Origin of the sequence: Paraburkholderia sp. C35, assembly GCF_003121405.1 — a bacterium.
Lineage (GTDB): Bacteria > Pseudomonadota > Gammaproteobacteria > Burkholderiales > Burkholderiaceae > Paraburkholderia.
In genome coordinates, this window is record NZ_QBUY01000056.1 from 1 (window position 1) to 23,263 (window position 23,263).

Sequence of the window (23,263 nt, forward strand, 5' to 3'; positions counted from 1 at the left end):
TCTTTTGCCTACTTTTCTTTGCCGCGGCAAAGAAAAGTAGGTGCTGCCCCGCACAGGGGCGACGCCTGAAGTACTAACACCGAATCGCGGATGCCAGCGAAAGCGCCAGACAAAACCAGCAACAGCAACAGCAAAAACCAAAACCAAAACCAAAACCAAAACCAAAACCAAACCTATATGCCAGAAAAGCTCTCAAACCAACCTCACACAACGTCGTGGTACGCGGCAACCACCAACGACACAACGCACCATCCACAGCTAGATGAAGACCTCTCCGTGGATGTCTGCGTAGTGGGCGCGGGCCTGACCGGCATATCAACAGCCCTGAACCTTGCCGAACGCGGCCACTCAGTGGCAGTACTCGAAGCATCAAAAACCGGCTGGGCAGCCAGCGGCCGCAACGGCGGCCAGTTGATCGGCGGCTTCGCCTGCGACATCGACACATTCGGCAAGTACATGCCCGAATCCGACGTGCAACGCATGTGGCAAATGGGCCTGGAAACACTGGACATCGTTAAAGACCGCGTAGCAAAGCACAAGATCGACTGCGACCTGACACTAGGTTACCTCACAGCCGCGAACAAACCGGCTCACGTAGACGCCCTACGCACCTGGCGCGACGACGCAAAAAACCGCTTCAGATACGACCGTTTCCGCTACATCGAGCGTGCGCATATGGACCAGTATGTCCAATCGTCCCGCTACCTCGGCGGACTGTTCGACCCCGATAGCGGTCACCTGCATCCACTAAACTACACACTGGGACTCGCCCGCGCAGCAGTAGAAAACGGCGCACGCATCTACGAAAACACCTGCGTAACGGGGTTAAAAACCGAAAACGGCGTGCACACAGTCACCACAGCACGCGGCACAGTACGCGCAAAATATGTCGTACTGGCCTGCAATACCTGGCTCGGCGGCCTCGCACCGCAAGTGTCGAAGAAGATCATGCCCGTCGGCACCTACGTGATCGCCACCGAACCGCTCGATGCCGCCCGCGCCGCCGCGCTGATGCCAGCACGCGCAGCCGTGTGCGACAGCCGCTTCGTGCTCGACTACTTCCGCCCCGCTCCCGACAATCGCCTGCTATGGGGCGGCAAGGTCAGCTATTCGACCTTCGCCCCCCGCAATCTCGCTGAAGCCATGCGCCGCGACATGCTGAGAACATTCCCGCAACTCGGCGACGTCAAGGTCGATTACGCATGGGGTGGCTTCGTCGACATCACGATGAACCGCGCGCCGCATTTCGGCCGCATTGCACCGACGATCTATTTCGCGCAAGGCTTCTCCGGGCATGGCGTCAACACGACAGGGCTCGCGGGCAAGCTGATCGCCGAAGCCATCGACGGTCAGGCGTCACGCTTCGATCTGTTCGGTAAAATCCGCCATCGCGACTTTCCCGGCGGCGCGTTGATGCGCACGCCCGCACTCGTGCTTGCAATGGCCTGGTATCGAATGAAGGACTGGCTCTGATGACAACTCTCGACCGTCGTGCGGACGCGCTGATCCGCAACTCGTATTACGAAGCCACCGTGGCGCGTCCGCTCGTCGACGATCCCATGCTCGAAGGCTCGCTTGATGCCGACGTATGCGTGATCGGCGCAGGCTTCTCCGGGCTGTCGGTGGCGCTCGAATGCCGCGCGCGCGGACTCTCCGTTGTCGTGCTCGATGCACACCGTCCCGGCTGGGGTGCGTCGGGGCGTAATGGCGGCCAGATGCTCGCCGGGTTTGCGAAAGACGAGATCATCGAGAAGCAGCTCGGTCTGGAAGGCGCACGCGCAGCGTGGGCCATGTCGGTGGATGCCGTCAAGCTGGTGCGGGAAAGAATCGAACGCTATGGCATTGAATGCGACTTCACGCCGAGCTTCATGACGGTTGCGACCAAAGCGAAACGCGTCCCCGATCTGCGCGCGTGGATGGATGCCGTGACGAAGCGCTGGGGCTATCCGCATCTGTCATGGGTCGATTCCGCCGACATGCGCGCGCGCATCGCGTCGGACCGTTATCTGGCCGGCGTCTACGATGCGTTGTCGGGCCATCTGCATCCCCTCAAGTACTGCCTCGGTCTTGCCGAAGCCGCGCGGCGCGAAGGCGCACAACTGTTTGCCCATTCGCCCGTGCTGGAAGTCGTGCGCGGCGCGCAGCCCGTAGTGCGTACGGCAACGGGTGAAGTGCGCTGCCGCTTCGTCGCCGCATGCGGCAACGCGACGATCGGCAATGTATTGCCCGCCCCGATCGCTGCACGCATCGCACCGATCGCGTCGTATATCGTCGCGACGGAATCGCTCGGCAAGTCGCGCGCCGATGCATTGATCAAAGACCGCCCCGCGATCTGCGACAACAACTTCTTCCTCGATTACTTCCGTGTGTCGGCGGATCATCGCGTGCTGTTCGGTGGCCGCGCGAGTTCGACGGGGGCCTCGCCCGCCCAGCTCACCAGTGACATCCGCGCGCGCATGCTCGCGGTTTTTCCACAACTCGCAGATACGAAAATCGAGTACGCGTGGGGCGGTTTCGTCGACATCACGCGCAATCGCGCGCCCGATTTCGGTGCGATCGATCCGAACTACTTCTACGTACAAGGGTTCTCGGGTCACGGCGTGGCATTGACGGGTATCGCTGGACGCATCATTGCAAAGGCAATCAGTGGCGACACGGCGGCGCTGGATCTGTTCGCGCGCATCAGACACGCGCGTTTCCCGGGCGGCCCGGCGCTGCGCGGGCCTGCGCTCGAACTGGGCATGCTCTACCACCGTATTCGCGAACTGTTCTAAGCCGCGCTGCAACACGGGTCATACATGACAGGAACAGGTCGATAAAGGCAGAATGTGCACCTCGCCATCAATGCGCCACACGCTCGCGTTGAAGGCTAACCGTAACCCCTTATCTGTTACGACGAGGCGTCGATGACTGCCCTGCTCACTAAAGAAATCGCATCGAAATTTGCTGGCCTCGCGCTTGCTCACCTCACGCTCGAGTATCCGAACAAGCTCACGCATTCGCTCGCCGGACCGCAGGACGTGCAAGGTCCGCGCGCGCTTCACCCTATCTTTTACGGCAGCTATGACTGGCACTCGTGCGTGCATGGCTACTGGTTGCTGTTGCATCTGATCGAGCGCTTCCCTGAATTGCCCGAAGCAGCACGTATCGTCGATGTGGTCGACACGCACTTCACGCCGCAAAACGTGGCAGGCGAACGCGCTTATCTGGACCTCGCGCATAACCGTGGTTTCGAGCGTCCGTATGGCTGGGCGTGGCTGCTTGCACTGTCGGGCCAGGTGACATCGCTGAAGCTGCCGCAGGCGGAACGCTGGTCGCAGACCATCGAGCCGCTCACGGATGCCTTCGTCGAACGCTTCGAAGAGTTCTTGCCGAAAGCTACCTATCCGCTGCGCGTCGGCACGCACTTCAACACGGCGTTCGCACTCGCACTCACACTTGATTTCGCGCATCGCACGCAACGCGACACGCTCGCAAAGCTGATCGTCGATACGGCCAGGCGCTGGTATCTGAACGATGCCGGCTGCCAGGCGTGGGAGCCATCGGGCGACGAGTTTCTGTCGCCCTCGCTGATGGAAGCGGAGTTGCTGCGGCGCGTGTTGCCGCCCGCGGACTTCGCCGGATGGTTCACGCGCTTCCTGCCGGACCTCGCGCAGCGTCAGCCTGCTACGCTGTTCGTGCCCGCTACCGTCACGGATCGCACCGACGGCAAGATCGCCCATCTCGACGGGCTGAACCTGAGCCGCGCATGGTGCCAGCGTTCGCTCGCGCGGGCGCTGTCGAATGACGATCCACGTCGCGCCGTACTGTTCGAAGCCGCTGACACGCATCTGGAAAGCGCCTTGCAGCATGTGGCCGGCGACTACATGGGCGAGCACTGGCTCGCGACCTTCGCCACGCTCGCGCTCGAAGCGTAACGCTTGCATACGGCGAAGCAGCCGCGCAAAACAAAAGGCCAGTGTCTGCGAAGACACTGGCCTTTTTTATCGAACCTGCCTGAACGTCAGCGCGAAATCTCTTCGAGGGCCACGCCGCGTGTGCGCGGACCCATCACGCCGATCACCAGCATCACGACCGCCATCGCGCCCGCGATAAACACGAACACGCCCGTCGAGCCGAAGTACTTCAGCACGGACGCAATAAAGAATGCCGTGAAGATCGCCGAAAAGCGGCTCCATGAATACACGAAGCCCACTGCGCGCGCGCGGATACTGGTCGGGAAAAGCTCGGCCTGATATGCGTGAAAACTGTACGACATGATGTTGCTGCCCAGTGTCAGACCCACGCCGAGACAGATGAGCAACACAGCCGCCGTGGTCTGGCTGAACCACAGCCCGCACACGATGATAAGCGCAGCCATCGCGACGATCACGCTCTTGCGTTCGTAGCGGTCCGCGATGAACAGGCCGATGATGGGGCCACCGGGCGCCGCGAGCGCGATGATGCTCGAATACGCGAGGCTGGTGGTCACCGTGATGCCCTGCTTGATCAGCAGCGTCGGCACCCAGTTCGCGAAGCCGTAGAAGCCCACCGTCTGGAAGATGTTGAAGATGGTCAGCATCAGCGTGCGGTTGCGATACGGCGGCACCCACATGTCGCTTAAGCGCCCGCTCGGTGCAACAGGCACGGACGGCGCAGGCGGCGGCAACGGCTTGCCGTATTCGGCCTCGACCTTCGCTTCGAGTGCACGCATCACGCGGTCCGCTTCATCGATACGCCCCTGCTGCGCGAGCCAGCGCGGGCTTTCGGGCAGACTGCGGCGAATCCACCAGACGAACAGCGCGCCATGCGCACCGATCAGCACGACCCAACGCCAGCCGTCGAGGCCGAGCGGCGCACGCGGCACCAGCAGCCACGCAAGAAACGCGACGACGGGCACCGACATGAAGCCGACGGCCTGCTCGCAGGCGAACGCGCGTCCGCGGATATGCTTCGGGACCAGTTCTGAAATGTACGTGCCGATCGTCACCAGTTCGACGCCAATGCCGAGACCCGCCATGAAGCGCCAGAAATTGAGGCCCGTGGCCGTCTCCTGAAACGCCATGATGACGTTGGCAACCGTGTACCACAGCAGCGAGTAAGTGAAGATCGCGCGGCGCCCGAAGCGGTCTGCAAGAAAGCCGCACGCGATCGTGCCGATAAAGAGGCCGAGAAACAGCGTGGCGATGAAGCTCGCGATGCCTGTCGTACCGAACAGCCCGTGCGTGGTCGACGTGAGGATGCCGCTCTTGACGATGCCGGGTGCGACGTAGCCTGTATAAAGCAGATCGTACAGCTCGAAGAAGAAGCCGAGGCTGAGCATCACGACGAGTTTCCAGACGGAACGGGTCGCGGGCAGGCGGTCGAGGCGCGCGCTGATCGCGCCGGGGTCGACGGTGGATCCCGGCGCTGCCGCCGTGCCGGTTTGCGTGGTCCCAGGCTGCGGGACGGCCGCCTGGTCTTGCGTTGTCATTGCTCTGTCTCCTGTGTCGATGCGTGCTCTGGCTGCGATACGAGCCAAGGCACGCATTGTAGCCGTACGCTCACACTGCTGACGTCGTCTCCATCACCACGCCTGCATCGGCACGCTGCAACAGGCGCCGGTTACGCGCCGACAGGTTGATCAGACGCAGGCGCTTGCCGAGCTTCGCATAGCGTTCATGCAGCGCTTCCAGCGCGGCAATCGCCGAGTGATCCGCGCAATGCAGATGGCGGCAATCGAGCGTGACATGAGTGGGATCGTCATGCGGCTCGAACAGCGCATGAAAATGTGCGGTCGATGCGAAGAACAGCGTGCCGCGCGGCGCGTGCGTCGTTTCGCCCGATGCGTCTTCCGTTGTTTCGCTGCGGATCTCGCCGGCATGCTGCCACGCGAAACTCAGCGCCGAAATCACGATGCCGCACAGCACGGCTGTTGCGAGATCGGTGAACACGGTGATGGCGGTGACGGCGACAATCACCAGCGCGTCGCTGCGCGGCACCTTTTTCAGGGCGCGCAGCGAGTTCCACGAGAAGGTCTGCTGCGCGACCACGAACATCACGCCCACCAGCGCCGCTAGCGGAATGCGCTCGATCAGCGGCGACAGGAACAGGATAAACAGCAGGATCATCACCCCGCTCGTCACGCCCGACACCCGCGTGCGTCCGCCCGAACCCAGATTGATCACTGTCTGGCCGATCATCGCGCAACCGCCCAGTGCACCGAACAGGCCCGCGACGATATTGGCCGCGCCGAGCGCGAGGCACTCGCGGTTCGGCTGGCCGCGCGATTGCGTGATGTCGTCGGTGAGATTGAGCGTGAGCAGCGTTTCGAGCAGGCCGACCATCGACATCAGCGCGGCATACGGAAACACGATGCGCAGCGTGTCGAGGTCGAACGGCACACGCGGAACGCTGAACGCCGGCAGGCCGCCCGCGATGTGCGCCATGTCGCCGAGCGTGCGCGTCGGCAGATCGAGCCACTGGCTCAACAGGCCCACGCCGACGATCGCCGCCAACGCGGGCGGCACCGCTTTCGTCACGCGCGGCAAGCCGTAAACGATTGCCATGGTCAACGCGACCAGCCCGCACATCAGCCACAGCGCGTGACCCTGCAGCCATACGCCGCCCTGCGGCGACACCGACTTGAAGTGCTCGAGCTGCGCCATCGCAATGATGATGGCCAGCCCGTTGACGAAGCCGAGCATCACGGGATGCGGCACCATCCGGATCAGCTTGCCCAGGCGCAGCGCACCGAACAGCATCATCAGCAGGCCGCCCAGCACGACGGTCGCGAACAGATACTGCGCGCCATGCTGCACCACGAGCGCGACGATCACCACGGCCATCGATCCTGCCGCGCCCGAAATCATGCCGGGGCGGCCGCCGAATAGCGCCGTGATGGTGCAGATGAAGAACGCGCCATACAGGCCCATCAGCGGATTGAGGTGAGCGACGAGCGCGAAGGCGATGCATTCGGGCACGAGTGCAAACGACGACGTGAGCCCGGCGAGCAAGTCGCCGCGCAGCGAAGAAAAACGGGAAACGGTGGGACTGCGGTCGTGCATGGTGATGGGCGAACGGATCGGGAGCGCGGTCCGGCAGCATTCGCACGCGGAAGGCGTGCGGTCGGGACCCGCGATGAACAGGATGGATACTTGACGTGCTCGCGGCAAACAGCGACGGGCAGGATCGTCGGCTGCACGCGGCTTGCGCGCAGCGCACGCGATTTTACAGGGTCAGCGGCTCAGGCGCAGTGAGGCCCGGCGCAAGGCAGGCGATGAGGCGGGCTTTTAGCGGTAATCGAAATCGTCTGCGGTAATCAACACCTGCGTAGCGCCCTTCGCAAGCGCCTTGCGTTCGGCGACGGCAGCAATGCGCTGCTGGCCATTCCCGAATGCCTTGGTGAGATGCGAGACGACTGCCCCACGTTCCAGCCAGAAATGCCGTTCGAGCGCATCGCGCGTGATCGCGCAGCCTATCGCGCGCTTCTGCACGATGATGTCGAAAGTCACGGACTGGCCGTTGGTCGAAAGGGCGAAGTTGCTTACGGACTGTTCCATGTTCAGCCTCTCGTGAACTGCGATCTGCCTGTGTTTCGTGTTGCTTTCATGACCATGCACCGATATTCCCGCAAGCAAACTATCTCATTCCGTTCGGCATCGATCAGTTCGGATGAACCCTCGACGCATCCCAATGCAAACGTTTGGCCGCTGTATCTGCGTGGTTTCGCCAACACGCAACGATGAAAACGTCCGACATGTTCTCATTTTGAAGGCTCGCGCGCAGTCGACCCACACCTTCAGACCACCACGTTCTGCGTCGGTTTCACACTGCGCTGCATGACGCGGGACACCGCGTTTCCATCTGACGAAACCTCGCCGCGCAAGGCGATGCGCGGTTCGCGCCCGCGCATCGTCAAGCATACAACGCAATCGTTTGCGCCATATGTCACGTTGCGTGCAAAGGAGCAATCCATGCAATCACAGAACCCCGTATGATCGAGGCTCTTAAAAGAACGCATATGAATCACCCATGAAGCATCCGCGCTGGACGGGACTCGTCTATCTGCTCGTCACGGCAACGGGATGGGCGCTCAACTGGCCCGCCATGAAAGTACTGCTGCGCGAATGGCCGCCACTGTTCTCGCGCGGCGTCGCAGGCGTCACGGCCTCCGTCCTGCTCGGCATCGTCGCGATATGCATGAGAGAGCAACTACGCGTGCCGCGCCAGTACGTTCCGCGTCTGCTGCTCGCGGCCTGCACGAATGTGTTTGCCTGGATGGGCTTTTCCACGCTGTCGATGAAATGGCTGAGCGTCAGCGAAGGCGCCCTGCTTGTCTACACCATGCCGATCTGGGCGATGCTGCTCGCGTGGCCCGTGCTGTCGCGCCGGCCGTCCACCATGGAGTTTCTCGCGCTGCTGCTCGGACTGGCGGGTGTCGTCGTGCTGCTCGGCGGGCGCGGCGTGGCATTCGATGCCGGCAAGATCGCGGGCATTGCGTTCGCCCTGCTCGCGGCCGTGCTGTTCGCGCTCGGCACCGTGATCGCGCGCACGCCCATTCCCGTTCCGCCTATCAGCCTCGTCGCGTGGCAGGTCGGCATCGGCTGTGTGCCGATGATCGTCGCGGGGCTGCTGATCGAGCACCCGACGCTCGCGTCGCTGCATGCGGACGGCTGGGCCGTGCTGATCTACATGACGCTCGTGCCGATGGGCGTGTGCTATCTGGCGTGGTTCGCGACCTTGCGCCATCTGCCGCCGCAGATCGCATCGATCGGCATGCTGCTGGTTCCGATCATGGGCATCGTCGCGGCCGCGCTCGCACTCGGCGAGCCGCTCGGCTGGAAAGAGGCCGTCGCCATGGCGCTCACGCTGAGCGGCGTCGCGCTGGCGCTGCGCCGCAAGGCTCCGCAAACAGCAACTGAATGAACTAGGGCTGCTCCAGCGTCGCCTTGAGCCGCGCGACGGCCTCGTCGGATTCGGACTGGATCCGCGCGCGCAGCAACAGCGCGTTCAGTACCGCGAACCACAGCGTGGGCGAACGGTACGTGAAGGTGCGCTCGAAGCGCGTGCCCTGCGCGTCCGGCGTCAACGCGTAGCTGACTGTGCCGGCGGGACGACCGTCGATCGTGCCGTCGATGGTCCATTTGCCCGGGCGCTGACGCTCGACCACCGTCCACGCCACCTGCCCGCGCCGCCCGGCGACACGAAACTCCTCCGTGGTCTGCTCGCCCGTTGCGAGCGAATGGTCGGTCGCGCCCGTCACGGACAGCGACGAGGGATGCCAGGCAGGCCAATGCGCAGGCGTCGTCACGTAGTCGAACACCGCCGTGCTTTCGCGCGCGATCGGCATGATCGAGACGATGCGCGTCGACAGATCGACAGCGCGCGGCAGCGGAATGAAGAGCACGCCAATCGCGGCCGCGACACAGGCCACGATCACGATTGCGCGCAGCAACGTTTTCATCGCAGTTCGCGCGAAGTGTGCGCGTCAGAATGCAGAAAGATGGCTTTTCGTTCGGCGCCGCGCACGCCATGGCGACGCGGCGACCCGCTCTACTGTTACTGTATGTGAGCGGCGGCGTTGCGCCAAACTTGCTGCGCCCTTTCACAATGCATCGCTATTTCTGACGGAACGCGACTGATGCAAGCTCTGCCACTTCGCCTTCAGCCGGGCCAGGATCTGCGCGACACGCTCGAAGACACCTTGCGCCAGATTGGCGCGTCGGCTGCATTCGTGGTTCAGGGGATCGGCAGCCTGAGCGTGGCGCAGATACGGTTCGCAGGCATCGAACAAGCCACCGAACTGCGCGCAGACCTCGAAATTCTCACGCTCGCCGGCTCGATTGCACCCGATGGCGCGCATCTGCATATGTCAGTATCCGACGCGGAGGGCAAAGTGCTCGGCGGGCACGTGGCACGCGGCTGCATCGTACGGACAACGGCTGAGATCCTGATCGCGCTGCTGCCCGATCACGCATTTTCCCGCGCGATCGACCCGCACACGGGTTTCATGGAGCTATTCATACGCGAACAGCCACGCAGCGCCTAGCCTGTCGATACGAACGGATGTTCGAAAAAGGCCTCGCAGGAACACGCTTCGCCTGTCTGTTGGATTGGCCACAGTCGGCGCGAAATAGGAGCGTGCGCCGCAATGCCTTACACTTGTCGGGTCGGAAGCACGCAAGATCATCAATCAGTTGTTCAAGGAGGGAAACGTCCGTGGCAAATGAAAAAATGTTGGCGCAGATTTCTGATAAGGCCGGCTTTATCGCCGCGCTCGACCAGAGCGGCGGCTCCACGCCGGGCGCATTGCGGCAATACGGCATCGCCGAAGACGCCTACAGCGGCGACGCCGAAATGTTCAAGCTCATCCACGAAATGCGCGTGCGCATCATCACCGCGCCTGCCTTCACGGGCGAGAAGGTCATCGCGGCCATTCTCTTCGAAGCCACGATGGACGGGCAGGCTGAAGGCAAGCCCGTGCCGTCGTTCCTGTGGGAAGACCGCGGCGTCGTGCCGTTTCTCAAGGTCGACAAGGGACTCGAAACGGAAAGCGATGGCGTGCGGCTGATGAAGCCGATCCCCGGCCTCGACGCGTTGATCGCGCGTGCCGGCAAGCTCGGCATTTTCGGCACCAAGATGCGCTCCGTCATCGCACAGAACTCGCCGGCGGGCATTGCTGCCGTCGTCAAGCAGCAGTTCGAATACGGCGCGCAGATCGATGCGGGCGGCCTCATGCCGATTCTCGAACCCGAAGTGTCGATCAAGACGCCGGACAAGGCGGGCGCTGAGAAGACCCTGCGCGACGAGATCATCAAGGGCCTCGACGCACTGCCTGCCGACAAGCAGGTCATGCTCAAGCTGACCATTCCCGATGTCGCCGATTTCTACAAGCCGCTCATCGATCATCCGCGCGTCGCACGTGTCGTGGCGCTTTCGGGTGGCTACACGCGCACGGAAGCCTGCAAGCTGCTTGCGAAGAATCACGGCATGATCGCGAGTTTTTCGCGCGCGCTGATCAACGATCTTAAGAAGCAGATGAGCGACAGCGAGTTCGACGCGAAGCTGGCTGAAGCGATCGACGAGATTTACGACGCTTCGGCCAACAAGGTCTGATAGAGGACGTGCCGGAAAGCCAGGCCGCGCGTGCCGAATGCGCGGCCTGGCATTAATGCTTCAATACTTCATGCTTCAGGTCAGTGCGCAGTCGGTGGAACGTCGTCGGGGTCCATGTAATCACTGCGCGAGCGCCAGTACGGATCGCGGTTGTAGTACGTATGCAGCGATTCGCTCCACCTTGCATCGGCCATGCTCGGCCAGTGATCCTTGTCGAAACCCGGCTCGTCCTTCAACTGCTGCGCGGTGATATCGACGTGAAAGCACTTCTGGTCGGTGTCGAGCGTGAGCGCGCTCCACGGAATCGCGTGCAGATTCGCACCCATGCCGAGAAAGCCGCCTTCGGATAGCACCGCGTAAGCAATGCGGCCGCTGCGCACGTCGAGCATGATGTCGGAGATCTTGCCGACGTGTTCTGCATCCGACGAATACACCTTGGTGCCATCAAGCGGCGCGGCCGCCATCACTTCCGGCCCCGGCCCTTCGCCCACGCCGCCACCAACAATACCGGCACCACCTGTTCCACGCGATTGCGGATTGATCGAACCCATGGTTTGCCTCCTTTGAAAGTGAGCGTAAGGAGGGTGCGCAATGGGTGTACCTGCATCGCCGAGTTCGGCATTTATTACCGACACATCGACTGGTACGTCATTTTTCCCCATACGAATTATGGTTGCGACAGCCTGCCGCAGGTCTGCTGCGCTGGAAACGCATGCAACTGCTTCTTATGCTCGCGCGCGCACCCTTCTACGATAGACCCATCGAAACGCGTAACTGCGCAACTAATGCGAGTGGCAGGAGAACGGAAATGGCAATGCTCAACATGATGAGAATGGTGTTGTGGAGTTTCTTTGGCGTGCGCCGCGGCGCCGGGCACGAAGCCGATCTGGCAACGGTCAAGTTGCCGCTGCTGCCCGTGATGGCTGTCATGCTCGCGCTTTGCTTTGGCGGCTTGCTATTCGCGTTCGCGCGGATCGCGGTGACGATCGCGCATTGAACGGAAGCAGACTCAGGTAGCCTGGGCGATCAGTTCACCGAGCACGCGCAATGCGCGCTCGGTATCCGCACTCCACGGATGCCCGAAGTTCAGCCGCACGCAATGGCGGAAATTGCGCGACGCCGAGAAGATAGGTCCGGGCGCGAGGCTCACGCCCTGCTCGATTGCCTGCCGATGCAACGCCAACGCATCGACATGTGAAGGCAATTCGAGCCACACGAAATAGCCGCCTGAAGGACAGGACCAGGTCACGCCTTTGGGCATGGCACGGCGCAACGCGAGATTCATTGCATCGAGTTGTGCGCGCAATGCCGCGCGCAACTTGCGCAGATGCCTGTCGTATCCGCCGTGCTGCAGATAGTCCGCAATGCCCGCCTGGACGGGGATACTCGCGGCAAGCGTCGTCATCAGCTTGGCGCGCTGTACTTTCTCGGCGAACTTCCCCGCCGCAGCCCAACCAATCCGATAACCCGGCGCCAGTGTCTTCGAAAAAGAACTGCAGTGCATGACCAGCCCTTTCTTGTCGAATGCAATGGCGGGCAATGGATAATCCGCCTGAAAATGCAATTCGCCGTACACGTCGTCTTCGATCAACGGCACCTCATGACGCGCGAGCAATTCGACCAGCGCCTTCTTCTTTTCGAGCGGCAAGGTTGCCCCCGTCGGGTTCTGGTAGTTCGTCATGAACCAGCAGGCACGAATGGGATGCTTGTCCAAAGCTTGTGCTAGCGCATCGAGATCGAGGCCCGAGTGCGGATCGACAGGAATTTCAACGGCACGTAGATCGAGTCTTTCGATAGCCTGAAGTGCCGCATAAAAGCCGGGCGATTCGACGGCCACGACATCGCCTGGACGCGTCACGGCCATCAGGCAAAGATTCAGGGCTTCGAGCGCGCCATTGGTGACGACGATTTCATCGAGCGGCTGCGACAGTCCCATGCCCAGATAGCGCAGCGCGATCTGCTGACGCAATGCCTCGTTGCCAGGCGGCAAATCGACGACCGTGCTCCACGGATTCATCGTGCGTGAAGTCTGTGCAAGCGACTTGGCCAGACGCGGCAGCGGGAACAACAACGGCGAAGGAAAGGCCGATCCCAACGGCACGACGCCCGTATGCTTCGCGGCTTCGAGTACGCTGAAGACGAGTTCGCTGATGTCGACCCTCGCGGATTCTGCAAGTGCGCGCTTTGCCGTTGCCGCGCGCGTGTCGCGAACGGCGGCGCCCGGCGCGACGTAGTAGCCGGAGCGCTCCTGTGCGCGAATGAGTCCCCACTCTTCCAGCAGATAGTAAGCACGAAACGCCGTCGACTGGCTGACGCCATGCTGCGCAATCACCTGCCGCAACGACGGCATGCGCGCGCCCACGGCAAGACTGCCGGAGCGTATTTCGGCCGCCATGGTATTGGCGAGTACTTCATATCGGTTCATTGAAGAGGGCGCGTCGCGCGGCGCTCGTGATGCAGAGCTTTTTATACTAATCGGACCACGCCTGCACAATCAACCGGGATCAGGACTTCTTGCGCTTCATCGCCACGAATACGATCAGCGCGGCGGCTGCCGCCACCACCGACGCCGCCGCGAATGCGTGCGCAAAGCCTTCACCATAGCTAGACCGCGCGACATGGACCAGCGCGTCCATCGCTGCCGGTGAATAGAGCGCGAAGGCCCGTTCGAAATCGCCGGCCATCACGCGCTCTGCAAAGCCATGCACGAACGGCAGATGCATGTTCGACATCTGCGATGTCAGCGTAGAACGCACGCCTCCCGCCAGCACGGCGCCCAGCCCGGAGAAGCCAAGCAGGATGCCCGTGAATCGCGATGTCGTGCTGATGCCCGATGCCATCCCGGCACGCTCGCGCGGCACGGTGCCCATGATCGCCTTCTGGGTTTCGCCATTCAGCAATCCGCCGCCGCTGCCGAGCAGCGCCATCGCGACAATCAGCATGACATGGTCTGCGCTGCGTGCGGCAAACATCATCGCCAGATTGCCGGCTGCGACCACCGCGAGCCCCAGTGTGAGAATCTGGCGCGAATCCATGTAGGCGGCGAGCTTGCGGCCGAGTTGCGGCAAGATCAGCATCGCGAGTGCAAATGGCAGCATGCCCATGCCTGCCATCAGCGCGCTTTCGCCGCGCGCGTTCTGCAAAAACAGCGGCAACAGCGATGCCATCACCTGCGCCGACGATGCATACGCAAACATCGCCACGATGGCACCGACGAACGGCAGCGAGCGGAACAGCTTGAGATCGAGCATCGGATGCGCGCGCCGGCTTTCCACCCACGCGAACAACGCGAACAGCATCACACCGGCGCACGCGCGGGACAGTGCCTGCGCGCCGAGCCATCCGTGGTCGGGGCCGAGAATCAGCGCCCATGTCAGCGAGAACATTGCCGCCGCGAACAGCGCGATGCCGGGCAGATCGAGCGAACGCGGCGTCGGATCGCGCGACTCTTCGACGATGCGCACCACGCCAGTCGCCAGCAACGCGCAAATCGGCACGTTGATCGCGAACGCCCAGCGCCAGCCGAGCCACGCACTGATCACACCGCCGATCAGCGGCGACAGCACCATCGTCAGGCCCATGATGCCGCCCCACACCGCCCACGCGCGCGCGCGTTCGCGCTCGTCATGAAACGCGTGACCGATGATCGCGAGCGCCGGCGCGCGCAGAAACGCCGCGCCGACACCTTGCGCGGCCCGCGCGATATACAGCAGCGCGGCACTCGGCGCCAGGCCGCAGGCAAGCGATGCCGCCGCGAACACCGCAATGCCCGTCAGGAACACGCGCTTGCGGCCGTAACGGTCCGCCAGCGAGCCCGCGGGCAGCAACAGCGCGGCGAAGCACAACACGTAGGCGCTGATCACCCATTCGATGTCGGCAAAGGAAGCGTTGAGATCGCGCGCGATGGTCGGCAGCACGATGCCGACGACGGTGGTGTCGAGCACCGTCATCGCGCAACCCATCGACGCAATGAGCAGCAGCGGCGTATCGCGAGAGGCGGAGCGTGAAGCGGTAATCGAACTCAGCGGACGGATCTGGCTGGGAATCGGCGAAGCCGAAAGCCTCTATTCCAGCACCTTTCTCTATTCCGTTCATTGCCTGCGTTGTTCAATATAATTAGTTTTTACCTAATAGACGAAAGCGCGTCCGATGGAACTGAGGCATCTGCGTTACTTCATTGCTGTCGCCGAACGTCTGCATTTTGCGCAGGCCGCGGAAGCGCTCGGCATTGCCCCGCCCACGCTCACCGTGCAGATCCAGGAGATGGAGCGCGCACTCCAGGCGCAGCTGTTTCGCCGCACACGCCGCTCGGTCGTGCTGACAGCTGCGGGAGAAGCCTTTCTCGTCGAGGCACGCGAAACCGTCGCGCAGTTCGAACGGGCATTGCATGTCGGCCAACGCGCCGGACGCGGCGAGCTTGGGCGTATTCATATCGGCTACGTCGGCTCGGCGGCTTTTTCGGGCATCCTGCAGAAGCAGCTGCGCGCGTTTCGCAAAGCCCGGCCGCATGTGCTGGTGCAAGTCACCGAACATCCAATGAGCGAGCTTCCGACGCTGCTGGAAGAAGGACGTGTCGATGTCGCCTTCGTTCGCATGCCCGTCGATCTGCCGACGTCGCTGCGCGCGCACGTGCTGTCACGCGATGCGTTTTGCGCGGCCCTGCCCGCCGAGCATCCTCTGGCGGCGGCTGCGGGGCCGATCAAGGCGCGCTCGCTCGCCGCCGAGCGCTTCGTCGTGCCCGAACAGGTCCGCGGCACGCATGAAGTGGCACGGCGCGGGCGCTTCAGCCCGAACATCGTCAGCGCGCCGGGCGGGCTGCTGGCGGTGCTGACCGAGGTGTCAGTCGGCGTGGGTGTCGCCATCGTGCCGAATGTGCTGACGCGCGTTGTCAATCTGCCCAATATCGTCTTCAAGACACTGGCAGGCGAGCCGATCGCCTCAGAGGTCGCAGCCGTGTTCCGCAAATACGAGCATTCGCCTGCCACGAAGAAACTGATCACACAGATCACGGGCGCATCGGATCAGTAGTTTCCCGGGCTTTTACGCCGCCCGCGACCTATCATGGGAGTACGACCCCGTCCTTCGCTGCGTCTATCCCCAATGCATGCCGAAGCGCGAGTGGATCGTTCCTTGCTGCACAGCACCGAAGCGAACGCCGCAGATCCGGCCGTCTGGCCCCGGACCGCGAAACCATCGCCCGGAAAGCCGGCGCCCGCGAGCGTTCGTGAATTCCATCTGGCACTCATGGAGAAAGCAAATGACCATCGAATTCACCAGCCGCCGGCACGTCGTGGCCGCATCGCGAGTCGCGTTTGAAGCGTCCGTCGAAGGAAAAGAGGTATGGTGCAGCGTATCAATTGACGCCCTGAACGATCATTTCGGCAATACGGGTACGTCGTCGCACGATCTGATCGCGGCGTTCGAAGGCAATCGCAAGACCATCGAGGATGCTGCGCGCCGTGTGCTGCAGCGTAATGGGGGACAGTCGGTCGAACTCGAAACGCTCGACTTCAACCGGTCGGCTTGATGCGCACTGCGCGCGCCGGTTAGCAAGGACGGCGCGCGCAGCAGCAGAATGAGAAATACAGGCAGAACGTCACTACGTGATATGCACGGCGCCTGATTCAACGCAAATAGCCGCCAATGCCAACCTGCGGCTATGTCAATCGACAATACTTTTCACCGATCGAACAACGATCAAGGCGACTGCAGAGGCAAGTGCGCGGCCTCGCCTCTTCCCGAATCTTTCCTGCCTTTTATGCGCGCGGCTTTCTTCCTGCCTTTTTGGCGGCGGTCTTCTTTGTACCAACGCCATTCATGCCGCTTGCCTTTGCACCAGCAACCAGGAACTTGCTGCGGTCTTTTTCACCAGCCAGCCATGCGGGTGCGGGACCGCGCCCACTCCACGTCGCACCGGTTTTCGGGTGACGGTATTTAGCCGGCTGCGGCCCCTTCGGCTGGCCATTGCCCGTGCCGTGCTTGACCGCAACGCGCGTGACAGCCGCTGCCGATGCACCCGCAACCAGGTACTTCGAACGATCCTTCACAGTGGCGATCCATGCCGGCGCGCGGCCGTGCCCCGTCCACGTTGCGCCCGTCTTGGGATCGAGATATCTGGCTACACCCTTCGTCTGCACGCCTGCCGATTTCAGCGAAGGACGGCCACGCTTCTTGCGCCCGCCGTGTGCATCGATATCAGCCGTAGTCAGATTGTGCTTTGTCATCAGCGCACGAATGCTTTCGAGTGCCGCCGTCGACTTTTCCGACGCAATGGCTTCTGCCTGGGCCTGAAGCTTTTTTATCTTTGCCTGAAGTGCTTCGAGTGTAGCCATATTGAAACTCCTGATAGAAGATACCGGCACTATGCCATGGACCGGTCATATATGGCTAGAGTTCATCTATTACATGAAAAGACAGACGCGAGCCATTGTGTCGCCTGATTCTCGGGTAGAACATCCAATTGCCAGGATTCATCTGGAGTACCGTGAATGTCAATTCCCTTGCACCCAAGTTGACTGTCCAATTACTCGCGCGATCCATAAGATTTAAATCACGTGTCTGAAAACGCTGACGTGGTCATAGGAATTCCCGAAATATCCGAGTACTGGAAAAGCCGACCTGAACTTAAAAATATGTCAAATGGAGCACGAAATAAATTCACGTTTACTACTTCTTTTTTGTGACCAGGTCGATGCCATCGACGTAAATGACGACATCATGCAATCGCCTGAATGACCCATCGCGCATGTCTGTCAGCACATCAGCACAATAAAAAACGGGCGGTGCGCCCCCCGGCACACCGCCCGTTTTTATGTCACGCGCGCCTGTCAGCTTGCGAGCTTGCGAAACGTTTCGAGTACTGCGTCACCTTTGAACGGCTTGACGATCCAGCCTTTCACGCCCGCCGCCTTACCGCGTTCTTTCATGGCGGGACTGCTTTCCGTGGTCAGCATGATGATATTGACGCTCGCATTGGCGAGTTCTCCGCGGATCTTTTCGGCCATGGTCAGGCCGTCCATATTCGGCATGTTGACGTCGCTGACCACAAGGCGAATACCCGGCGACGCTTTCAGTTTCGCCAGACCATCCTTGCCATCCACAGCCGTATCGACATCGAGACCGTTCTTCCTGAGAAAGCCCGCGACTTCGTCGCGCACCGTACTCGAATCGTCCACTACCAGAACTTTTGCCATTGCTTACCCCGTAGCGCTTTCCATATAGCGCATTGATTGAAAATGAGTGCGCGGCGCGGCGCACAGCTTCATTCAGAACAGTTCGAGTTCACCCGTGCTTTCTTCCGCTTCGCTGACATAAGCGACGAAATCCATGGGTGAGCTGGCGCACACGCACAACGTCGCACCCAGTTGTACGTTTGCGCCGACGGTCAGGCGAAATGCCGCCAGATAGTCCGGCTTCAACTCCGTCAGATACGGCACGCATGCGCCGTTCAAGTGATAAGGCGTCGACATGCCCATATCCGGAAAGAACTCCACCATTTTCTGGTTGATCGCTCCGCAACAGAGATTGCCGACTTCCATCAGCGCTTCCGCCAAGGAGCGTTCTTCGGAATCGCGCAGAAAGTAATCGCGCGTCGGCTTGTTATCGTCGAAATGCAGCACGAGCAAAAAGCGGAATGCAATCGACGAAATGGTCAAAACGACGATATGGCTGGCCAGCGCGCTATGCGCCTGCTGCGCGTCGAGTGCACTGATTTCGCAGGTATCGCCGGAATCGACCGGTAAACGCGTGCGCGCGGAATGGAAAAAGATCCGCTCGATGCTGTCTTTCGCTTGCTGACTGATCACGTCGTCGCCTGCTCTAACCGGGATTGAATCTGACCGGCAAGCGATTCGACGCTCGCCAGCGACGCCGCAATCCTCTTGCCGCCCGCCTGAATGTCCTGAACCGTGGCCGTCGTGATCAGGTCGTTGCGGTGCAGGCTGTCGTGATAGCTCTTCGACAGTTCCTGCGAGCGCGCCGCGAGTGCGCGCACTTCACTCGCCACAATCGAAAAGCCGCGCCCGGCCGCGCCTGCGCGCGCCGCCTCGATCGATGCATTCAGCGACACGATCAGCACATGCCGCACGATCGACGACAACTCGTTGTTCTTCGAGTGCATGTCGTGGTTCTGCGCCATCAGCGAGATCATCTGCTCATGCCAGCGCTCGAAGGTGGCGGACAGATTGCGCAAACGCCCCGCTTCCGTAGAGAGACGCGTTGCCTGCTGCAGCCACTCGTCTTTGTGCGCCAGCAGCGCATTAAAAGACGCGCGTGCTTCTTCCGCCGACGACGATCGTTGCGCGAGATCATCGCGCAACGTATCGACGAGTGCGTGCAGTTCGCGCGCCTGCTGTTCGTGCTGCCGGATCCCGGCAGCGTGACGTTCTTCTGCCTGCGCGAGCGCAATGGTCTGCGAGTCGATACCCGCCTGCTGGCGCGCTTCCGACCGCTTTTTGTACCACCAGCGCTGCGCAAACACGGCAGCCAGCGCGCCCCACGCGACGCCTGCCAGCGCCGCCGCAATCACATACTGATCGACCACAACCTTTCCCCGTCGTGCTTATTAGGAGTGAGCGTTCGCCTGAATCGAACTCACGGTTTTCGCGGCGTCCTGCATCGACGTGCCAACGCTATCGACCGCGCAGTGCTCCGGCATATAGACGATCGTCTGGAACTGGCGGAAATCCGCGCCCGTCTGATCGTCGGTAAAACGCAATTCGATGCGGCCGCCTTCGCGATGAATGAAGTCGCGCACGGCATCCATACCGACACCACGTCCCGACACTTCCGTCACGTTCTGTGCCGTCGAGAAACCCGGGCGGAAAATAAACTCCGCCACGGCCTCGTCGCTCAACTTCGAATCGGGCAGCAGCCAGCCGCGTTCGGCGGCGATACCGCGAATGCGCGACAGCGCAAGACCGCGTCCATCGTCACTCAAGGTAATCTGCAGCGCGCCTTCCGCCACACCGACTTCGATATCGATCACGCCCGCTTCCGGCTTGCCGACGGCAACGCGCTGTGCAGCCGTCTCGATACCGTGATCGACGCTATTGCGCAGCAGATGCATGAAGACGTTCTTCAGCGTGCTGCCCGCCTGGGTGCGCACGTGATAACCGTTGTCGTCGATACGCACGGCAGGCACGGCCTTGCCGAGTTCGACGGCAAGAGACGGCAGCGAGTGCAGCACGCCGGCCAGTGCGTCTTCGATCTTTTCCGTGCCGAGCAGGCGCAAGGTGCGGCGCACGGAATCGCGCGCCATCAGCAGATCGCGCATGTCGGCGGGATTGGCGGCGTCGAGCAGACGCAGGCTCTCCTGAATGTGCTCGCGATCGACCATCAGATAACGCTCGGCGCTGCCCACACGGCCAGCCTTGCGGCGACCCAGGCTGACTTCGTTGATGGTCGCGTAGTGCTGCAACGCTTCCTTCACGCGCGCCAGTTCGGCCATCAGCTGTTCCTGATCCCACTCGTGCGCGAGTTCAGGCTGGCGCAGCGCGTCGTAACGCTGTTCGGTTTCGTGAACGATGCTGGTCAGATGCTGCAGGCTATACGTGCGCGCATTGCCCTTGATGGTGTGCATGTTGCGGAACAGTTCGGCGACGGCCGAACCATCTGCCTGTTCATGCTTGCGAATGATGCGCTCATTCTCGTTGATAAAGCCCGTTGCGCTCTCAACGAAGTGATGGAACTTCTCTTCGCTTACTGCGAGAATTTCGCCGATCATTTCGAGGCGGCGCTTCTGCTCGCCCGCTTCGGCAGCAAGCTGGCGCAGTTCCGTCACGTCGCGCACGCATAGCATCAGGCGCATCACGGTGTCGCTTTCATCGGTGATCGCGGACCAGCTCAGATCGAGCGTCTTCACGCGGCCATCGGGCATCTTGCGCGTGAGTTCATTGACGAGCAGATGCTGGTTGAATTCGAAGTTGATGCTGTCTTCGCCAATACACGCAAACACGGCTGCTTCCACTTGCGATACGGCGTCCGCGCCAAGCTCGCTGTCGGCGAACACGAGATCCATCAGCGCGCGCCCGGCAATATCCTTCGTTTCGAAGATCTCTTCCAGATAGGCCGAGTACTCCGAGTGAATCTTCGCGCCTTCCACCACCGTCAGGATGCCCTGCTGCATGTTCTGCAACATCGCCTGAATATCGGCCGTCTTCTGCTTCAATTGCGCGGAGCTTTGCTGAATCTTCTCGATCATGCCGTTGAAGGCGATGATGGAGTGGCCAATTTCATCCAAGCGGCCCACGGGCACGCGGCGCGTGAAGTCCTGGCTCGATGCGATCTCGCTCATCATGGCCTGCATGTGCGACAGCGGCCGCGTGATCTGACGGTACAGCAACAGGCCAATCGCGATCAGCATCAGGATAGCCGCGCCCGATGCACTGCCGATTGCCGTCGTCGTCGTGGCGAGACCGGCATTGAGTGCCTCGATGGCGTCGTCTTTCTGGCGGTTCTTCTCGATGCGCAGCGTCTCGACGATGCCTTCCAGTTCGTCGCGGTATTGAGCCACGTTCGCGAACAGATAGGCTTGCGCGAGGTCGTTCTTGCCTTCGGCCTTCATTTTCGCAGTGTCGTTGATGGCCGCGAAATAGTTGGCGAGGCTGTCGCGCGCCTGCGTGACGAGTCCTTCCTGGGCATGGCTTGCCGCTGCCTTCGCCTGCACGTCGAGTGCGGCACGCAGCGACTTCTCTTTGGCAGCAAGTTCTTTTTGTGCCTGCTCGATCATGTTCGCATCGGGTGCGTACACGAGCGTCATGGTGGCAAGCTGCACGTCCTTGACCTGCGAAACGAGGTCGGCGGAGGCCAGCGCGCTCGGCACGACGCCCTGCGTCACTTGCCGGACGTCCGTGGCGCTGCCGCGCGTCTGATAGACAGCGTATCCGCCGATCGCCGACAAGGCGACCAGCATCAACACCACCAGTAAGGTGATGCGGTGACGGATGGTCATGTGGTATTCCCCGTGGTCTGTCACTGCTGTGTGGCAGTGCTGCCCGTTCTGATTGGTCAATTTGACGGGCGACGGGATTATCGTCGGCGGGTCATGACGAAGCTGTGACCGCTGCGCATTCTTCTGCGGATTAAAACGCGAAATAGAACAAGTCTGCAAATAGCCCTAAAGTTCTCGCATTCGATGCCGTTATGCACGGGTATTCAATGTCGATGCAGTCGCCCACTTTCTCTTTTCACACCGCTAACCCGTGACAAACGGCTGTGCGGCAGGCTCTTTCTCACCGGCATTGAGCCTTTCGTATTCGGCGATCAATTGCGCGCCGAACAACATCAGTGTCGCGAGTGCTTCCAGACTGAACAGCACGACGATGGCCGTGGTCAGCGAGCCATACACGACGCTCACTTGCGACAGCGTCGCGAAGTACCACACGAGTACTCGCCGCGTCACTTCCCATAGCACGGCAGCCGCCACTGCGCCGAATAGCGCATGCCATAGTGTGGTGCGTCCCGCGGGTATCACCAGATAAATCGCCGTCAATACAAAGATCTCTCCGCCCAGCCCGAACAGATAGAGCACGACGCGCGTCGCGCCCGTCAGCGAAATAGCATGGCCAAACAGGATGATGCTGTCGCTCGCGACCGACTGAAGACTGCTGGATACAAACGTCACCAGCAGTACGCCAATGCCCAATGAAAGACTGAACAGATAAGGCAGGATCGCCGACAAAAGAAAATGCCTGCGCCGGATCGCGACGCGATGCACGAAGATGATCGATAGCGCGTTCTCGAGAACCGTAAACGCGAGCGAACTGAAGAAGATCATGGTGACGACCAGGAACCAGCCGATCACCGCACGGTGCGCAAGAAAGTTGGACAACTCCCGCACAATCGCGCGCGACTGCCCTGGCGTCAGCCATTCGAGCAGTCGCGTGAGCGTATCGAGCAAGAGCTTTTCGCCGACGAAATGGCTGAATGCAATCGCCACGAGAATCAGCAGCGGCACGATCGACAACAACGCGTAATAGGCAATCGCGCCCGCAAGCAGCAGTCCCTGATTGTTGCGAAACGCCTTGATCACCTGCAAGGTGAAGCGCACGGGATGCGTCGCGACGAATTGCAGCGCACGGTTTTTCGCTGCAATAGGTGCCCGACCGCGGATCGGACCCTGCGTCGGATTGTGCGTCGTCTTCACATCAACCTCCGCTCGATGCGCGTCATATCGCGCCTCTTACGG

General features: G+C 61.4%; 22 protein-coding genes. 9 read left to right on the plus strand and 13 right to left on the minus strand.

The genetic code is table 11. The features are described 5' to 3' along the window. The first annotated feature begins 177 nt into the window (after positions 1-177). From DK391_RS26945 to DK391_RS26955, 3 genes are all read left to right on the plus strand, one after another. A complete protein-coding gene (locus DK391_RS26945; RefSeq protein ID WP_109481060.1) occupies positions 178-1,473 on the plus strand; it encodes an FAD-binding oxidoreductase in 1,296 nt (431 codons plus the stop codon). Next, positions 1,473-2,774 carry an FAD-dependent oxidoreductase gene (locus DK391_RS26950; protein ID WP_204117444.1) on the plus strand — a complete coding sequence of 434 codons (1,302 nt, stop codon included), beginning with the start codon at positions 1,473-1,475 and terminating at the stop codon, positions 2,772-2,774. The genes DK391_RS26945 and DK391_RS26950 overlap by 1 nt, the downstream gene beginning before the upstream one ends. 132 nt (positions 2,775-2,906) lie before the next feature. Continuing rightward, the gene (locus DK391_RS26955; protein ID WP_109481062.1) at positions 2,907-3,917 is read left to right on the plus strand and encodes a DUF2891 domain-containing protein; all 1,011 of its coding nucleotides are present in this window, start codon (positions 2,907-2,909) and stop codon (positions 3,915-3,917) included. 86 nt (positions 3,918-4,003) lie between these two features. On the opposite strand, the gene DK391_RS26960 is transcribed toward DK391_RS26955, so the two are convergent. From DK391_RS26960 to DK391_RS26970, 3 genes are all read right to left on the minus strand, one after another. Further along, positions 4,004-5,452 (minus strand): MFS transporter, encoded by a 1,449-nt coding sequence (locus tag DK391_RS26960; protein ID WP_109481063.1) that lies wholly within the window; start codon positions 5,450-5,452, stop codon positions 4,004-4,006. A 70-nt stretch (positions 5,453-5,522) separates the two neighbouring features. Continuing rightward, positions 5,523-7,025, minus strand: a complete 1,503-nt coding sequence (locus DK391_RS26965; protein WP_109481064.1) for a SulP family inorganic anion transporter — start codon at positions 7,023-7,025, stop codon at positions 5,523-5,525. A gap of 225 nt (positions 7,026-7,250) precedes the next feature. Further along, positions 7,251-7,520 carry a DUF1488 family protein gene (locus DK391_RS26970; RefSeq protein WP_109481065.1) on the minus strand — a complete coding sequence of 90 codons (270 nt, stop codon included), beginning with the start codon at positions 7,518-7,520 and terminating at the stop codon, positions 7,251-7,253. A 472-nt stretch (positions 7,521-7,992) separates the two neighbouring features. On the opposite strand from DK391_RS26970, the gene DK391_RS26975 reads away from it, so the two are divergent. Beyond that, positions 7,993-8,886 (plus strand): DMT family transporter, encoded by an 894-nt coding sequence (locus DK391_RS26975; RefSeq protein ID WP_109481066.1) that lies wholly within the window; start codon positions 7,993-7,995, stop codon positions 8,884-8,886. 1 nt (position 8,887) lies between these two features. On the opposite strand, the gene DK391_RS26980 is transcribed toward DK391_RS26975, so the two are convergent. Continuing rightward, entirely contained in the window at positions 8,888-9,424 is a 537-nt protein-coding gene (locus DK391_RS26980; RefSeq protein WP_109481067.1) for an SRPBCC family protein, read from the minus strand. 177 nt (positions 9,425-9,601) lie between these two features. Between DK391_RS26980 and DK391_RS26985 the strand changes: the two genes are divergently transcribed. Both DK391_RS26985 and DK391_RS26990 read left to right on the plus strand, forming a co-directional pair. Further along, positions 9,602-10,009: a PPC domain-containing DNA-binding protein gene (locus DK391_RS26985; protein ID WP_109481068.1), complete on the plus strand. Its 408-nt coding sequence runs from the start codon at positions 9,602-9,604 to the stop codon at positions 10,007-10,009. Between the two features lie 185 nt (positions 10,010-10,194). Further along, complete coding sequence (locus DK391_RS26990) at positions 10,195-11,076, plus strand: fructose bisphosphate aldolase (protein WP_343225454.1); 882 nt, start codon at positions 10,195-10,197, stop codon at positions 11,074-11,076. A gap of 80 nt (positions 11,077-11,156) precedes the next feature. Here the strand turns inward: DK391_RS26990 and DK391_RS26995 are convergent, their stop codons facing one another. Beyond that, positions 11,157-11,627, minus strand: coding sequence for a PRC-barrel domain-containing protein (locus DK391_RS26995; protein ID WP_109481070.1), 471 nt, complete (start codon positions 11,625-11,627; stop codon positions 11,157-11,159). Between the two features lie 257 nt (positions 11,628-11,884). Here DK391_RS26995 and DK391_RS27000 point away from each other — a divergent pair, with 257 nt between their 5' ends. Continuing rightward, complete coding sequence (locus DK391_RS27000; RefSeq protein ID WP_109481071.1) at positions 11,885-12,073, plus strand: DUF2970 domain-containing protein; 189 nt, start codon at positions 11,885-11,887, stop codon at positions 12,071-12,073. 12 nt (positions 12,074-12,085) lie between these two features. Here the strand turns inward: DK391_RS27000 and DK391_RS27005 are convergent, their stop codons facing one another. Together DK391_RS27005 and DK391_RS27010 are read right to left on the minus strand one after the other, a co-directional pair. Then, entirely contained in the window at positions 12,086-13,501 is a 1,416-nt protein-coding gene (locus DK391_RS27005; protein WP_109481072.1) for a PLP-dependent aminotransferase family protein, read from the minus strand. A 79-nt stretch (positions 13,502-13,580) separates the two neighbouring features. Then, on the minus strand, positions 13,581-15,026 hold the full coding sequence (locus DK391_RS27010) for an MFS transporter (protein ID WP_239482965.1): 1,446 nt from the start codon (positions 15,024-15,026) through the stop codon (positions 13,581-13,583). 199 nt (positions 15,027-15,225) lie between these two features. On the opposite strand from DK391_RS27010, the gene DK391_RS27015 reads away from it, so the two are divergent. Both DK391_RS27015 and DK391_RS27020 read left to right on the plus strand, forming a co-directional pair. Beyond that, positions 15,226-16,104: a LysR substrate-binding domain-containing protein gene (locus tag DK391_RS27015; protein ID WP_109481074.1), complete on the plus strand. Its 879-nt coding sequence runs from the start codon at positions 15,226-15,228 to the stop codon at positions 16,102-16,104. Positions 16,105-16,333: 229 nt separating this feature from the next. Next, positions 16,334-16,603: a DUF1488 domain-containing protein gene (locus DK391_RS27020; RefSeq protein WP_109481075.1), complete on the plus strand. Its 270-nt coding sequence runs from the start codon at positions 16,334-16,336 to the stop codon at positions 16,601-16,603. Between the two features lie 229 nt (positions 16,604-16,832). Here the strand turns inward: DK391_RS27020 and DK391_RS27025 are convergent, their stop codons facing one another. From DK391_RS27025 to DK391_RS27050, 6 genes are all read right to left on the minus strand, one after another. Then, entirely contained in the window at positions 16,833-17,408 is a 576-nt protein-coding gene (locus DK391_RS27025; protein WP_109481076.1) for an H-NS family nucleoid-associated regulatory protein, read from the minus strand. Positions 17,409-17,903: 495 nt separating this feature from the next. Next, complete coding sequence (locus DK391_RS27030) at positions 17,904-18,269, minus strand: response regulator (protein ID WP_007731984.1); 366 nt, start codon at positions 18,267-18,269, stop codon at positions 17,904-17,906. A 72-nt stretch (positions 18,270-18,341) separates the two neighbouring features. Then, complete coding sequence (locus tag DK391_RS27035; RefSeq protein ID WP_109481077.1) at positions 18,342-18,881, minus strand: hypothetical protein; 540 nt, start codon at positions 18,879-18,881, stop codon at positions 18,342-18,344. Further along, positions 18,878-19,618 (minus strand): methyl-accepting chemotaxis protein, encoded by a 741-nt coding sequence (locus DK391_RS27040; protein ID WP_109481078.1) that lies wholly within the window; start codon positions 19,616-19,618, stop codon positions 18,878-18,880. Before DK391_RS27040 ends, DK391_RS27035 begins: the two co-directional genes overlap by 4 nt. Before the next feature lie 21 nt (positions 19,619-19,639). Further along, entirely contained in the window at positions 19,640-22,027 is a 2,388-nt protein-coding gene (locus DK391_RS27045) for an ATP-binding protein (RefSeq protein ID WP_109481079.1), read from the minus strand. A 243-nt stretch (positions 22,028-22,270) separates the two neighbouring features. Then, entirely contained in the window at positions 22,271-23,170 is a 900-nt protein-coding gene (locus DK391_RS27050; RefSeq protein ID WP_109481104.1) for a YihY/virulence factor BrkB family protein, read from the minus strand. Positions 23,171-23,263 lie beyond the last annotated feature (93 nt).

What these genes read in the sequence shown, in the direction of transcription:
- DK391_RS27045 (WP_109481079.1), bottom strand. Translation starts at nt 22,027, where the DNA reads ATGACCATCCGTCACCGCATCACCTTACTGGTGGTGTTGATGCTGGTC.
- DK391_RS26955 (WP_109481062.1), top strand. Translation starts at nt 2,907, where the DNA reads ATGACTGCCCTGCTCACTAAAGAAATCGCATCGAAATTTGCTGGCCTC.
- DK391_RS26995 (WP_109481070.1), bottom strand. Translation starts at nt 11,627, where the DNA reads ATGGGTTCGATCAATCCGCAATCGCGTGGAACAGGTGGTGCCGGTATT.
- DK391_RS26970 (WP_109481065.1), bottom strand. Translation starts at nt 7,520, where the DNA reads ATGGAACAGTCCGTAAGCAACTTCGCCCTTTCGACCAACGGCCAGTCC.
- DK391_RS26965 (WP_109481064.1), bottom strand. Translation starts at nt 7,025, where the DNA reads ATGCACGACCGCAGTCCCACCGTTTCCCGTTTTTCTTCGCTGCGCGGC.
- DK391_RS27015 (WP_109481074.1), top strand. Translation starts at nt 15,226, where the DNA reads ATGGAACTGAGGCATCTGCGTTACTTCATTGCTGTCGCCGAACGTCTG.
- DK391_RS26990 (WP_343225454.1), top strand. Translation starts at nt 10,195, where the DNA reads ATGTTGGCGCAGATTTCTGATAAGGCCGGCTTTATCGCCGCGCTCGAC.
- DK391_RS27025 (WP_109481076.1), bottom strand. Translation starts at nt 17,408, where the DNA reads ATGGCTACACTCGAAGCACTTCAGGCAAAGATAAAAAAGCTTCAGGCC.
- DK391_RS27030 (WP_007731984.1), bottom strand. Translation starts at nt 18,269, where the DNA reads ATGGCAAAAGTTCTGGTAGTGGACGATTCGAGTACGGTGCGCGACGAA.
- DK391_RS26980 (WP_109481067.1), bottom strand. Translation starts at nt 9,424, where the DNA reads ATGAAAACGTTGCTGCGCGCAATCGTGATCGTGGCCTGTGTCGCGGCC.
- DK391_RS27005 (WP_109481072.1), bottom strand. Translation starts at nt 13,501, where the DNA reads ATGAACCGATATGAAGTACTCGCCAATACCATGGCGGCCGAAATACGC.
- DK391_RS26945 (WP_109481060.1), top strand. Translation starts at nt 178, where the DNA reads ATGCCAGAAAAGCTCTCAAACCAACCTCACACAACGTCGTGGTACGCG.
- DK391_RS26975 (WP_109481066.1), top strand. Translation starts at nt 7,993, where the DNA reads ATGAAGCATCCGCGCTGGACGGGACTCGTCTATCTGCTCGTCACGGCA.
- DK391_RS27020 (WP_109481075.1), top strand. Translation starts at nt 16,334, where the DNA reads ATGACCATCGAATTCACCAGCCGCCGGCACGTCGTGGCCGCATCGCGA.
- DK391_RS26985 (WP_109481068.1), top strand. Translation starts at nt 9,602, where the DNA reads ATGCAAGCTCTGCCACTTCGCCTTCAGCCGGGCCAGGATCTGCGCGAC.
- DK391_RS27000 (WP_109481071.1), top strand. Translation starts at nt 11,885, where the DNA reads ATGGCAATGCTCAACATGATGAGAATGGTGTTGTGGAGTTTCTTTGGC.
- DK391_RS26950 (WP_204117444.1), top strand. Translation starts at nt 1,473, where the DNA reads ATGACAACTCTCGACCGTCGTGCGGACGCGCTGATCCGCAACTCGTAT.
- DK391_RS26960 (WP_109481063.1), bottom strand. Translation starts at nt 5,452, where the DNA reads ATGACAACGCAAGACCAGGCGGCCGTCCCGCAGCCTGGGACCACGCAA.
- DK391_RS27010 (WP_239482965.1), bottom strand. Translation starts at nt 15,026, where the DNA reads ATGACGGTGCTCGACACCACCGTCGTCGGCATCGTGCTGCCGACCATC.